At 67.2% G+C, this 13,381-nt stretch carries 9 protein-coding genes and 2 tRNA genes; 8 read left to right on the forward strand and 3 right to left on the reverse strand.

The genetic code is table 11. The features are described from left to right. Positions 1–20: 20 nt before the first annotated feature. Together uppS and recO are read left to right on the forward strand one after the other, a co-directional pair. A complete protein-coding gene (uppS, locus tag ACOGXE_RS15635) occupies positions 21–743 on the forward strand; it encodes a polyprenyl diphosphate synthase (RefSeq protein WP_419931819.1) in 723 nt (240 codons plus the stop codon). Between the two features lie 34 nt (positions 744–777). Continuing rightward, complete coding sequence (recO, locus tag ACOGXE_RS15640; RefSeq protein WP_419931820.1) at positions 778–1,494, forward strand: DNA repair protein RecO; 717 nt, start codon at positions 778–780, stop codon at positions 1,492–1,494. Here the strand turns inward: recO and ACOGXE_RS15645 are convergent. Next, positions 1,491–1,925, reverse strand: coding sequence for a hypothetical protein (locus ACOGXE_RS15645; RefSeq protein WP_419931821.1), 435 nt, complete (start codon positions 1,923–1,925; stop codon positions 1,491–1,493). The genes recO and ACOGXE_RS15645 overlap by 4 nt on opposite strands. 95 nt (positions 1,926–2,020) lie before the next feature. Between ACOGXE_RS15645 and ACOGXE_RS15650 the strand changes: the two genes are divergently transcribed. Genes ACOGXE_RS15650 through dnaG form a run of 3 tightly spaced genes read left to right on the forward strand, consistent with a single transcriptional unit; the run spans position 2,021 to position 6,945 of the window. Then, on the forward strand, positions 2,021–3,370 hold the full coding sequence (locus tag ACOGXE_RS15650) for a glycine--tRNA ligase (protein WP_419931822.1): 1,350 nt from the start codon (positions 2,021–2,023) through the stop codon (positions 3,368–3,370). Positions 3,371–3,411: 41 nt separating this feature from the next. Continuing rightward, positions 3,412–4,917 carry a putative PEP-binding protein gene (locus ACOGXE_RS15655; RefSeq protein WP_419931823.1) on the forward strand — a complete coding sequence of 502 codons (1,506 nt, stop codon included), beginning with the start codon at positions 3,412–3,414 and terminating at the stop codon, positions 4,915–4,917. 12 nt (positions 4,918–4,929) lie between these two features. After that, positions 4,930–6,945 (forward strand): DNA primase, encoded by a 2,016-nt coding sequence (dnaG, locus tag ACOGXE_RS15660; protein ID WP_419931824.1) that lies wholly within the window; start codon positions 4,930–4,932, stop codon positions 6,943–6,945. 6 nt (positions 6,946–6,951) lie between these two features. Here the strand turns inward: dnaG and ACOGXE_RS15665 are convergent. Next, positions 6,952–7,024 (reverse strand) — tRNA-Asn (locus ACOGXE_RS15665). Positions 7,025–7,107: 83 nt separating this feature from the next. Further along, positions 7,108–7,180, reverse strand: a tRNA-Ile gene (locus ACOGXE_RS15670). Positions 7,181–7,329: 149 nt separating this feature from the next. On the opposite strand from ACOGXE_RS15670, the gene ACOGXE_RS15675 reads away from it, so the two are divergent. The 3 genes from ACOGXE_RS15675 to ACOGXE_RS15685 are packed head-to-tail and all read left to right on the forward strand — an operon-like array spanning position 7,330 to position 13,327. Continuing rightward, positions 7,330–9,366 (forward strand): ABC transporter substrate-binding protein, encoded by a 2,037-nt coding sequence (locus ACOGXE_RS15675; RefSeq protein WP_419931825.1) that lies wholly within the window; start codon positions 7,330–7,332, stop codon positions 9,364–9,366. Positions 9,367–9,396: 30 nt separating this feature from the next. Then, positions 9,397–11,340, forward strand: coding sequence for an ABC transporter substrate-binding protein (locus ACOGXE_RS15680; RefSeq protein ID WP_419931826.1), 1,944 nt, complete (start codon positions 9,397–9,399; stop codon positions 11,338–11,340). A gap of 34 nt (positions 11,341–11,374) precedes the next feature. Then, positions 11,375–13,327, forward strand: a complete 1,953-nt coding sequence (locus ACOGXE_RS15685; RefSeq protein WP_419931827.1) for an ABC transporter substrate-binding protein — start codon at positions 11,375–11,377, stop codon at positions 13,325–13,327. Positions 13,328–13,381: the final 54 nt, after the last annotated feature.

Here is a 13,381-nt window from a genome sequence, read left to right on the forward strand (position 1 = left end):
TCCGTTCTACCCTGCGCAGTGTGAAGCGAGGTGCGGGAATCGACGTGTCGCGCCTGCCGACTCATGTGGCCTGCGTGATGGACGGCAACGGACGCTGGGCCCAAGCGCGCGGGTTGCCGCGGACCGAAGGCCATGCCGCCGGCGAAGAGGCGTTGATCGACACGGTGGAGGGTGCGGCCGAGATCGGCCTGTCGTGGCTCACCGTGTACGCGTTCAGCACGGAGAACTGGCGTCGCCCGCCCTCGGAGGTGCGTTTCCTCATGGGCTTCAACGAGTCGTTGCTGGTGCGGCGCAGTCGTGAGCTGCACGAGCAGAACGTGCGGATTCGCTTTGTCGGGCGGCCCGATGCCCGCATCCCGCGCCGGGTTCGGGCGCGTATCGACGAGGCGGTCGAGCTCACCGCGGCGAATACCGGCCTCACGTTCACCGTGGCGTTCAACTACGGCGGCAGAGCCGAGATCGTCGATGCCGCAGCCGGCCTGGTGCGGGCGGGCGTCCCGGCCGACGAGATCGACGAGGCAGCGCTGGTGAAACACCTCTACGACGCCGAGATGCCCGAGGTGGATCTCATGATCCGGACCTCCGGCGAGAACCGGCTGTCGAATTTCCTGCTGTGGCAGATGGCGTACAGCGAGCTGGTGTTCACCGACACGCTGTGGCCGGACTTCCGGAGGGGGGACCTGTTCGACGCCATCTGCATCTACCAGGCGCGCGACCGGCGTTTTGGCGGCCTGAACCGCTGAAATCACACCACGAGGCTGGGGGACATCGGAGCAGATGCAGTACCGGGACCGAGGCATCGTGCTCCGCACCACCAAGCTCGGCGAGGCCGATCGGATCATCACGGTTATCACCTCGGGGCACGGCAAGGTGCGCGCGGTCGCGAAGGGCGCCCGGCGCACACGGAGCAAGCTGGCCGGCCATGTCGAACCGCTGCGGCATGTCGATCTGCAGCTCTACCGGGGGCGGGGCGAGCTGGACATCGTGACGGGCGCTGTGACGCTCGACCGCTGGCCGGCGTTGCGCTCGGACCTGGACCGGCTGGGCGTCGCCATGACGCTCGCCGAGGCGGTGGATCAGTCGGTTCACGACCGCGGCGATGACCCCGTGCCGTACCAGATGCTCACCGGAGCGCTGGCCCGTCTGGACCGGGCCCACTCTGAGATGCTGCTGCCGGCGTTCCTGTTGCGCCTGCTGACGCACGAGGGAACCGCGCCGATGCTTGACAGCTGCGTGGTGGGCACCGGTTGCGACGAGGCGCCCATCGTGGCGTTCGATCCCGCGCAGGGCGGTGTCACCTGCGCCACCCACCGGCGGGGCCGCCAGCTCTCCAGTGGCGCGCTGGAAATGCTGCGCTCGATCGTGGAAGGCCGTGTGAACGCCGTGCTCGACATCGAGCCGTGCTCCGATACCCACGAGGCGGCAGCGGTCGTCACGCGCATGTGGGAGTACCACATGGATCGCCGGCTCCGAAGCGCCGACCTGCTGGGCTAGCGCAAGATCCTGGAGCGTCCCTGGGGGCTCTCGACGCTCTCGTGCAGCCGCTTGAAGCGCTTCTCCGCCCGGGCGTCGGCCGTTGAGCGCCACCACCTCCGTCCCCGCCAGAAAGCACCGGCGAACGCCAGCAGCGCCAGCACCACCTGGGTACGGGCCAAGCCCCTGCACAGCGGATGCGGGCTCTCCGGCCGCACGTACGGCTCTCCGGTGGTACGGGTCGCGTCGACCGCCTCGTCGACTGCGTCGCGCACGCTGTCAAGGTCGACGTCGGGCGGGGCCAGGCTCAGCAGCGGCATCGAGCAGGTCCAGTCGACCTGACCCTCCTGAATGTCCTCGTACGGGCCGCCGAAGACCGGCAGCGGCATGAGCAGCACCATCATGCCGAGGAACGCACACAGAAAGACCACGGTGGTGTCGCGCAGCCGCATGACGCTGAGCCTAATGAGCGGCGCGCGGCCGGTGAAGCTCCCCAGGCCGAAAATGCCCCCGGCGCCCTCGCAGGCCGTCAGTACCCTTGCCGCCCGTGACGAGTACCGCTGGCGCCGGATCCTCCCAGCCGGGCCCCGATCCCGCGCTGTTCGACAAGATCGTCAATCTCTGCAAGCGGCGGGGCATCGTGTTCGGCTCCGCAGAGATCTACGGCGGATTCCGCAGCGCCTACGACTACGGGCCGATCGGCGCGCAGCTCTTGCGCAATGTGAAGGACGCCTGGTGGCGGTCCATGGTCCAGCTGCGAAGCGATGTGGTGGGTCTCGACGCGTCCATCCTCGGGCCGCCCCAGGTCTGGGAGGCCTCGGGCCACCTCAAGAACTTCACGGATCCGCTGGTGGACTGCACTGCGTGCAAGACCCGTCACCGTCAGGACCAGCTCGAGGACCCCGACCTGTGTCCGAACTGCGGCCGGCGCGGTACCTTCACCGAGGCCCGGGCGTTCAACCTGATGTTCCGTACGCAAGCGGGGCCAGTCGAAGGTGCGGGGGCCGAGGTGTACCTGCGGCCCGAGACTGCCCAAGGCATGTTCGTCAACTTCAAGAACATCCTTGAGACCAGCCGCAAGCGCCCGCCGTTCGGCATCGCCCAGGTGGGCAAGTCGTTCCGCAACGAGATCACGCCGGGCAACTTCGTGTTCCGCACCCGCGAGTTCGAGCAGATGGAGCTGGAGTTCTTCGTCCCGCCCGCCGAGGCTCAGCAGTGGTACGAGTTCTGGCTGGCCGAGCGGCACCAGTGGTACGTGGACTTGGGCATTCCCGCAAGCTCCCTGCGGTTGCGTCCCCACGATGATGACGAGCTCAGCCACTATTCAAGCGGGACCAGCGATGTCGAGTTCCTGTTCCCGTGGGGCTGGGGCGAGCTCGAGGGTGTGGCAAACCGCGGCGACTACGACCTGCGCCAGCATGCCGAGCACTCGGGCCAGAAGCTGGAGTACTTCGACCAGGCCAGCGGCGAACGGTACATCCCGCATGTGATCGAGCCGGCGGCAGGAGCTACGCGTGCGCTGATGGCGTTCCTGCTGGCTGCTTACCGGGAGGAGACGGTCAACGACGAGCTGCGCACGGTGTTGGGACTGCATCCACGACTGGCGCCCTACAAGGCGGCGGTGCTGCCGCTGTCGCGCAAGGAGCCGCTGACAGCACTTGCCGGCGAGGTGCTGGCCCTGTGCCAAGCGCACTGGATGTGCGACTACGACGAGACCCAGGCCATCGGGCGGCGCTACCGCCGCCAGGATGAGATCGGGACGCCTTTGTGCGTCACCGTCGACTTCGAGTCCATCGAGGATCGCTGTGTGACCGTGCGTGATCGCGATTCGATGGGCCAGGACCGGGTACCGATTGCCTCGCTAGTAGACCATCTCACCAGCCGCCTGGATCTCTAGCGGCACGAAGCGGCGACGGGCCTGCGCTTGCGGGGGTGGCGATGGCGAACTCTGAGACAGGACTGAGCGCTCGCCAGCAACAGGCCGTGGCCGAGCTGGGATTCGACGAGCTGACTGCGGCGCTGCACCCGACGTTCGCCGGCGACGCCGGCACAGTGCTGACCACCGGTCTGGCGGCATCGCCGGGCGCAGCCTCCGGCCTCGTGGCCGTCGGATCGGAGGCTGCGCTGGACCTCGCGGCGGCAGGAAACACGGTGATACTCGTCGCCACCGAGACCACTCCCGCCGATGTGGCTGCCATGGGCCTGTCTGCGGGCATCCTGACGGCTCGGGGCGGTCTGGCAAGCCATGCCGCTGTGGTGGCCCGCGGCTGGGGCATTCCGGCGGTGTGCGACGCGCGGGAGATCACGGTCGAAGCCGACAGCTTCAGCGTCGGCGATCGGCGCGTCACCAACGGGACCCCGATCTCGATCGACGGCTCCACCGGCGAAGTGACGCTCGGAGACCGGCAGGTCGCCGGGGCTGGGCGGGAACCGGGGTCGATGCTCCCGGCGGAGATCGCCGAGGTGCTCGACTGGGCAGATCGTGTCACGGCCGGCCGGTTCGCCGTGCTCGCCAATGCTGATGCTGCTGCCGATGCCTCGACGGCCAGATCGCTGGGGGCGCGAGGCATCGGGCTGTGTCGCACCGAGCACATGTTCCTGGAGCCCGATCGGCTCGAGATCGTCCAGCACGTCATCCTGAGCGGGCACGACGAGCATCTTGACGACTTGGAATCGGCACAGCGCAACGATGTCTGCGAACTGCTCGAGGCCATGGACGGTCTGCCCGTCACGATCCGGCTGCTCGATGCGCCGATGCACGAATTCCTGGCAGGAGCCGATCCTGACGTGGCGGCCGAGTGGCATGAGCACAACCCGATGCTGGGTGTACGCGGCGTGCGACTCGGATTGCTGCGCCCCGATCTCTATGAGGCGCAGGTCCGGGCCATCGCCGGGGCGGTGGCCGACCGGCGGGCAGCCGGGGGAGATCCCGACGTCGAGATCATGGTGCCGCTCGTGTCCACTGCCCGAGAGCTCGGGGCGTCGGTGAGCGCCATCCGCGCTGCGTGGACAGGCGAGCAGTCCGGGCCTGCCCCTCGGATCGGGACGATGATCGAGACACCGCGTGCCTGCCTGATCGCTGGTCAGTTCGCTCCCGAAGTGGATTTCGTCAGCTTCGGCACCAACGATCTCACCCAGATGGTCTTCGGGTTCAGCCGGGACGACACCGCGACACGTGTCATCGCGCCGTACGTCGCCGATGGCCTGCTCGAGGCGGATCCGTTCGCCTCGCTCGATCCCGACGGGGTAGGCGAGCTGATGAGCGGGGCTCTGACTAGCGGCCGTGCTGTCAATCCGCACCTGCGCGCCGGCATGTGCGGCGAGCACGGCGGCGACCCGGCGAGCGTTGCCTTCGCCGTGCACACGGGGCTGGACTACGTGTCGTGCTCGCCCTACCGGGTGCCGGTCGCGCGTCTCGCCGCCGCCCAAGCCCTGCTCGCGTAGCGTCGAGCCCAGATGAGCATCCGAGACTCCGATGTGCAGCGCGTCCGCGAGGCCACCGATCTCGTCGCGCTCATCGGCCGCAGAGTGAGCCTCAAGCGGGTCGGCAACCGTCACGTGGGACTGTGCCCGTTTCACACCGAGAAGACGCCGTCGTTCAGCGTCAACGGCACCGAGGGCTTCTACCACTGCTTCGGCTGCAAAGCCTCCGGCGATGCCATCACGTTCTTGCGCGAAACCGAGCACTTGGACTTCACCGATGCCGTCGAGCAACTGGCAGCAGCAGCCAACATCACGCTGACCTACGACGCACCCGGCGCGCAGCGCGCCAACCAGCGCCGCAAGGAACTGCTCGAACTGCTGGAGCGGGCGGCTGGCTTCTACTACGAGCGCTTGATGAGCAGTCCCGATGCGGGCGATGCGCGGGCATACCTTCGTCGGCGGGGCTACGACCGCGACACGGTGGTCAAGTGGCGTCTCGGCTACGCCCCGCCGGTATGGGACGAGCTCTGCAGGCATCTCGACGCGCCGCCCGAACAGCTCGCAGCGGCGGGGCTGGCGTACGCCGACCCGGCGTCGGACTTCTTTCGGGATCGGATCATGTTCCCGATCTGCGACGCCAGCGGCCGGGTCGTCAGCTTTGCCGGGCGCGTGCTGCCCCGATCCGATGAGCCGCCGCCCAAGGGTCCGAAGTACAAGAACACCGCCGGCACCGCGGTGTACGACAAGAGCAAGGTGCTCTACGGGCTGCATCTGGCCAAACAGGCAGCACGCAAGGCAGGCCGGATCGTGGTGTGCGAGGGCCATACGGACGTCATCGGCTGCGAGCTGGCGGGCATTGCCGAAGCCGTTGCCACCTGCGGCACAGCGCTGACTGCGCAGCACGCCGAATTGCTCTCGCGTTCCGCCAAGCGCATCGTGCTGGCGTTCGACGCAGACGCTGCGGGCCAGGCCGCCGCCGAGCGCGTGCATCAGTGGGAGCGGGAGTACGGGTTGGACATCTTCGTCGCGACGCTGCCGCCCGATTCGGATCCCGGGGACTTGGCGGCGTCCAATCCCCCAGCACTGCGTCGAGCGCTCGACGAGGCCCAGCCGTTGCACGCCTTTCGCGCCGAGCGGATCCTCGGGCGCGCCGACCTCGAGAGCCCCGCCGGGCGCGACCGCGCAGCTGACGAAGCGGCGGGAGTCTTCGCCGTCTACCCGCCGGAGATACTGCTGGACAGCGATCTGGGGCCGATCGCAGAGCGCATTCCCATGGAAGTCCAGAAGTTCCGCGAGCGCGTCGACGCAGCGAGGCGCCGTCTGGCCGAGCGGCCAGCCCGCGCAGCGCCCGGGCCGTACGACGATGCGCCGCCCCCGCCCGATCCTGGCGAGAGCTATTTCGACGACGGCGGCGGGTATCCAGACGGGAATGACGCCGGCGCGGCGTACCGCGACAGCCCCGGCGATGCCCCCGGGCCAGCACCCCGGCGGCGGCCCGCCGGCGTGCCGCGTCAGCCGAGCCCGCGCAGGCAGATCCAAGCCGACGCCGACTTGCTGGCTGCTGCCGCTGCTCCGCACGGCGATGCGCTGGGCCTCATGGTCCCCGAGCTGTTCGCAACCTCTGCCGGGCGTCAGGCGTTCTCGCTGATGACGACCGACCCAGGCTGGAACGAGCGCGCAACCGGTGCCGCTAGCGCTCCGTCAGGCGAAGACGTCGATCCCGTCGCCGACATGGTCGCCGCCGCTGCTGCGACAGGAGCGCACGTGAGCTCGGAGCTGGCCAAGGACCGCGTCGCGATGGCATGGCGGCACTTCGTCCGCGCAACGGTGGACCGTGTCAGCGCAGGGGGCGACATCCCGAGGACGCAGCTTGACCCGGAGCTTTCTGCAACGGCGCAAATGGAGTTCCGCCATCAATGCCTGCGATGGTTGCGCGAGCGCGAACCCGAGCTGCTGGATCTCGACAAGCGCATCGCAGCGGTCGAAGACCTGCGCGATTGGCTGTGCTCGCTCGGCGAAGCGAGTTCGACCGTCACAGCTGCCGAGTGAGCTGAGCTCCGGGGGTGGGGCTCGAACCCACGACAAACGGATTAACAGTCCGCTGCTCTGCCAACTGAGCTACCCCGGACCGAACGAGCAGCCAAGTGCCCGAACGTGCGGCGCAACGATACTGAGTCTGCCGGTCGGTATGGGCTTGCCTCCGGCAGCGTGTGGGCCGGGTGGGGATCGAACCCACGACCCAGCGATTATGAGTCGCCTGCTCTGACCACTGAGCTACCGGCCCGGCTGCACCGTACCGGTCCAGGATGCGATGCAGTCGCACGCGGAACGAGGTGCAGAGTCGAGTACGGGGCCGGGTACGGAGTCCATCAGCAGGGCTAGTAGGTTTCGCCGGAAGCGCCGCGGTGGCGCAGTGGGGGAGGAATATCCACGATGCAAAGAGGTCACACGCGGCGCGATGCCGATCAACTCACCAGCAGGCAGCGCCGACGCGGATCACGGCGCTCGTTCGGCATCCGGATCGGCGTGGTCCTCGCGGCGTTCGCACTGATCGCCGTCGCATGCGGTGGCGGAGATGACGGCGGCGACACCGGCGATGGTGCCGCACCGGAGCCCGACACAACGCAGGCAACGACCGAGGATGCACCCACGACCACCTTGTCCGAAGAGGAAGAAGAGGTCGTCGAAGCCCGCGAGGCAGGCGAGGCCACCGGCGAGGACGTGCGCGAGACCGAGACCGGTCCGGTACATGGCGGCAAGCTCGTGTACGGCATCGAAGCCGACTCGGCCAATCCATTCGTGCACTACGCGACGTCGTGCGCCATCAGTTGCAGGATGATCTTCCGGGCCATCACGGACTCGCTGTACATCACCGATGCCGACGGCGAGATCGTGCCCTACCTGGTGGAGTCAGAAGAGCACAGCGACGACTACATGGTGTGGACGCTCACGATCCGCGACGGCATCAAGTTCCACGACGGCACGCCGCTCACCGGTGAGGCCGTGGCCTACAACATCAACCTGTGCCGCCTGAGCCAGTTGACGGGCCCGGCGTTCCTGGGTGTCGACAGCGTCGTCGGCGAGGGCCAGACCGTCACGGTCACTGCCAGCCCCGGCCAGCCGCTGGCGGCCGGCGTCGGCCCGGCGGGCCGCGCCGAGGTGTGCGGCCAGATGTTCAGCCAGGCATGGATGTCAACGCTGCCGAACAACCCGCTGTACGTGTCGCCGGCATCTCCGCTCACTGAGCAGCAGCGCGAGGCGGCGCTCGCGAATGCCACCGGCGATCCCTCGGCTCCGGTCGGACTGGGCGCCTTCAGGTACGTGAGCTACACGCCGGGCAACGGCAACAGCTTCATCGCCGAGCGCAACCCGGACTACTGGCGCGGAGAGAACGGCATCACCGGTGAGAACCTGCCGTACTTGGACGAGATCGAATTCGTGGTGGCCGTGGACATCCAGGGCCGCTCGAACGGTCTGAAAGCCGGCCAGTTCGACATCATCCACACGGCGAACGCCGATGAGATCTCCAAGTACGAGGGCGACGAAGACTTCGTGCTGCTGCAGGCCAACGACTTCGGCGAGACCAGCCACAACCTCATCAACGTGGCTTCGGGCGTGAACCCGTGGCTGCAAGTCGTCCGCGGCGCCGCCGAGCCGATCCCGATGGATCCGCTGGGGCTCAATGCCACGAATCCGCTGGTTCACCGGAGCTGCCGCGCGGCGATGGCACACGCCTTCGACGGCGAGCGCTTTGCCAACGAGCGGCACCAGGGCCTGGTGCAGGTGGCCAATGGGCCGTTCCCGCCGGGCAGCGTGGGCTACTTGGAGGACTCGGGTTACCCGGCCTATGACGTCGACGCCGCACGGGCGGAGTTCGAGCAGTGCAAGGCCGACAGCGGTCAGAACCCGGTGGCGTTCGCGTTCAACACCACCAATGACGCGTTCAACGTGGAGTCCAACGAGCTGATCGTGTCTATGTGGAACGACGCTTTCGGCGACGAGCTGGCGGTGTCGATCGCGCCGATCGAGCAGGGCCAGTACATCGGCCTCGCACTGGCCGGCGTGTTCCAGATGCAGGGCTGGCGCAATCACGGCGGCGTGGATCCCTCCGAGCAGTGGTACTGGTGGAGCCCGTTCACGGCGAGCCCGGTCGACCCCTCGGTGCCCGAGCTGGCGCTGAACTTCGGACGCTTCCTGGATCCGGCGATCTTCGATGCGCTGAACGTCATCCGACATGTGCCTGATCCCGATGCACGGCGCGCGGCTGCCGAGGCGATCAACCGGTCATTCGCCGAGAACGTCTGGAACCTGTGGACGTACTGGACCCTGTGGGGCATCATCGCCAACCCGCGGGTGCAGAACATCACCGACCTGCCGATCCCCGACAATGCCGAGAACACCTTCCCGGTGATCTCCGGCAAGCACCACCTGACGCAGATCTGGTGCACAGACGGGAACTGCCAGGGCTGAGGTCCACCAGAACGAAGGGGGAGGCGGCAATTGGCGCGAGCGCGTTCGCTGGCAGCAGCGGCAGCGTTCGCGCTGATTGCCGTCGCCTGCGCGGGCGGCGACGGCGGCGACAGCGCAGGCACTCAGCCCGACGCCGGTGATGCCGCAGCGGCCGAAGCGGCGACGACCTTGCCTGCGGCCCAGGCGGAAGTCGTCGAAGCTCGCGAGGCCGGCGAGGCCACGGGCGAGGACACCCGCGGCGAGACGGCGGGGCCAGTCCATGGCGGTCGGCTGGTGTACGGCATCGAGGCGGACACGGCCAACCCGTTCGCGCCCTACGCAGCGCTGTGCGCTGTCAGCTGTCGCATGATCATGCGTGCGATCACCGAGTCGATGTATGTCACCGACGCCAACGGCGACATCGTGCCGTACCTCGTGGAATCCGAGACTCCCAGCGACGACTTCCTCACGTGGACGCTGCGGATCCGCGACGGCATCACGTTCCATGACGGGACGCCGCTGACCGGCGAAGCCGTTGCCTACAACATCAACCTGTGCCGTTTCAGCCAGCAGACCGGACCCGGTTACCTGGGCATCGAGAACGTCTGGGGCGAGGGCCAGCTCGTCCACTACGAGACGTCCATCCCGTTCGCGACCGGCCCAGGCCCGGCGTCGAGGGAGCAAGGCTGCGGCTTCATGTTCTCCCCGGCATGGCTGGAGACGCTGCCGAACAATCCGATGTACATATCGCCGTTCTCACCCCTGACGGCCGAGGAGCGAACCGAAGGCTTGGCCAACGCCACCGGCGACCCGTCGGCACCGGTGGGACTCGGCGCCTTCAGATTCGTGGAGTACACGCCGGGCAACGGCAACAGCTTCATCGCCGAGCGCAACCCGGACTACTGGCGGGGCCCCAATGGCATCACCGGCGAAGATTTGCCGTACCTGGACGAGATCGAGTTCGTGGTGTCGGTGGACATCACCGGCCGCTCGAACGGGCTGAGAGGCGGTCAGTTCCACGTCATCCACACCGACAACGCAGACGAGATCGCCAAGTACGAGAGCAACGACGACTTCGTGCTGCTGCAGGCCAACAACTTCGGCGAAACGCACTTCAGCTTTATGAACGTGGCCTCGGGGACGAACCCCGTGCTCGCAGACCAGCGCGGGCTCGACGAGCCCGTCCCTATGGATCCGCTGGGACTCAACGCCGCGAACCCGCTGGTGCACGTGAGCTGCCGCAGGGCATTGGCGCACGCCTTCGACGGCGAGCGCTTCGTCAATGAGCGGTATCACGGCCTGGTCCAGGTGGCCAATGGACCGTTCCCGCCAGGCAGCATGGGCTACCTGGCTGACTCCGGCTACCCGTCCCATGACGTCGAAGCAGCGCGGGCCGAGTTCGTCCAGTGCAAGGCCGACAGCGGCCAGAACCCCGTGACCTTCGGATTCAACAGCACCAACGACCCGTTCAACGTCGAGTCGAACGAGCTCATCGTGTCGATGTGGCGGCACGCGTTCGGCGACGAGATCGCGGTGACGATCCAGCCCATCGAGCAAGGCCAGTACTTCGGCCTGGCGCTCGCGGGCCTCTATGAGATGATGGCCATGCGGAGCCACGGCGGCGTGGATCCGATCGAGCAGTGGCTGTGGTGGAACTCGGTGACTGCGCTTCCGATCGACCCCAGGGTGCCCGAGCTGGCCTCGAACGTCGGACGCTTCCAGGACCCTGCTATCGATGCGGCATACGACGTCATCCGCCACAATCCCGATCCACTCGCTCGCCGCGAGGCGGCGGAAGAGGTCAACCGGGCCTTTGGGCGCAATGTCTGGAACCTCTGGACGCACTGGACGCTGTGGGGGATTGTCGCCAATCCGCGGGTTCAGAATCTCACCAACCTGCCCATACCGGGCAGCGAGACGGGAGCGTTTGCGGTGAACTCCGGCGCTCACCACGTGGCCCAGATCTGGTGCACTGACGGAGACTGCCAGCAGTGACCGGCGACGTCAGGGCCGACTGGGGACCGGTGCGATGACGCCGCTGGGATATCGCACGCACTGCCCAGCGGCGACGTGGGCCGTCGTTATCTCGATTGCGCTGTTCGCATCGGCGTGCCGGAGCGACACCGGTGAGGACACCGGATCGGAGCCGGACACCGTGGACGTTGTGGCACCAGGGCCGGCCACGACGCTGTCGGAGCAGCAAGAAGCGGTCGTGGAGGCACGCGAGGCCGGTGAGGCCTCGGGCGAGGACACCCGCGACGACATGGCGGGGCCCGTCCATGGCGGTCGACTGGTGTACGGGATAGAGGCCGACACGGCCAATCCGTTCGTGCACTATGCGTCGTCGTGCGCGATCAGCTGCCGGATGATCTTCCGCGCGATCAGCGACTCGCTGTATGTCACCGACGCCGACGGCGCAGTTGTGCCGTATCTGGTCGAGTCCGAAGCGCACAACGCGGACTACACCGAATGGACCCTCCAGATCCGGGACGGCATCAGCTTCCACGACGGCACGCCGCTGACCGGTGAGGCAGTGGCCTACAACCTCAATCTCTGCAAGATCGGCCAGCTCACCGGAACTGCGTTCCTGGGCATCTCCGAGATCACCGGCGAAGGCCAGACCGTCACCGTCAGGACCGAGCAGCCATTTGCCATCGGTTTCGGACCCTACGGCCGAGCCGAGTCGTGCGGCTTCATGTTCTCGCCGGCGTGGCTCGAAACGCTGCCGAACAATCCGCTGTACTCGTCGCCGTTCTCGCCCCTGAGCCCGCAGGAGCGGGCCGAGGGCATGGCCCAAGCCACTGGGGATCCCGCCGCGCCGGTAGGTCTGGGCGCGTTCAGGTTCGTGAGCTACACGCCGGGCAACGGGAACAGCTTCATCGCTGAGCGCAACCCGGATTACTGGCGCGGTCCGAACGGCATCACCGGCGAGCAGCTCCCGTACCTAGACGAGATCGAGTTCGTGGTGTCGGTCGACATCGTCGGCCGCTCCAGCGGCCTCAAGGCGGGCCAGTTCGACGTCATACACACCTCGAACGCCGACGAGATCGCCAAGTACGAGAGCAATCCGGACTTCGTTCTGCTGCAGGCCAACGACTACGGTGAGACGGGCTACAACATGGTGAATGTGGCAGCGGGCGCCAACCCAGTCTTGGCGACGACCAGGGGTGTGGATGAACCGGTGCCGATGGACCCGCTGGGCATCAACGCAGACAATCCGCTCGTGCATCTGAGCTGCCGCAAGGCCTTGGCCCACGCATTCGACGGCGAGCGCTACGTCGACGAGCTCTTCGGGGGCATCGTCCGGGCGGCCAACGGGCCGTTCCCGCCCGGATCCATGGGCTACCTCGAGGACAGCGGCTATCCCGCCTACGACCCCGAGGCCGCCAGAACCGAGTTCGCCCAGTGCAAGACGCGCAGCGGCCAGAATCCGGTCAGCTTCTCGTTCAATACCCCCAACGACCCGGCCGGCGTGGAGTCGGTCGAGTACATGGTTGCCATGTGGCAGGAGATCTTCGGCGACGAGCTGTCAGTGCTTATCCAGACGATCGAGCAGGGCCAGTTCATCGGTCTCATGCTGGCCGGGCACTACCAGCTGACGGGAATGCGAAACCACGGAGGCGTCGATCCCTCTGAGCAGTGGTTCTGGTGGAACTCGGCCTCTGCCGCGCCGATCAACGAGATCGCCTTGAATCTCGGGCGATTCCAGGATCCCGAGATCGATGCGCTGTACCAGGTCATCCGCCACAATCCGGACCCTGATGCCCGCCGGGAAGCAGCCGAGGAAGTGAATCGACAATTCGGACGCAACGTCTGGAACCTGTGGGTCACCTGGACGCTGTGGGGGATCGTCGCAGACCCACGCGTGCAGAATCTCACCAACCTGTCGATACCTGGCAATGATGCGCCCGTTTTCCCGGTCGTTACCGGCAAGCACCATCTGTCGCAGATCTGGTGCATCGACGGCGACTGTCAGGGCTGAGGCGATGAGGGCAACGAACGTGCAGCGTTGTGAGACGGCCGCAGGCAGGCGGCG

The organism is Candidatus Poriferisodalis sp., from assembly GCF_965208555.1.
Taxonomy (GTDB): domain Bacteria; phylum Actinomycetota; class Acidimicrobiia; order Acidimicrobiales; family Poriferisodalaceae; genus Poriferisodalis.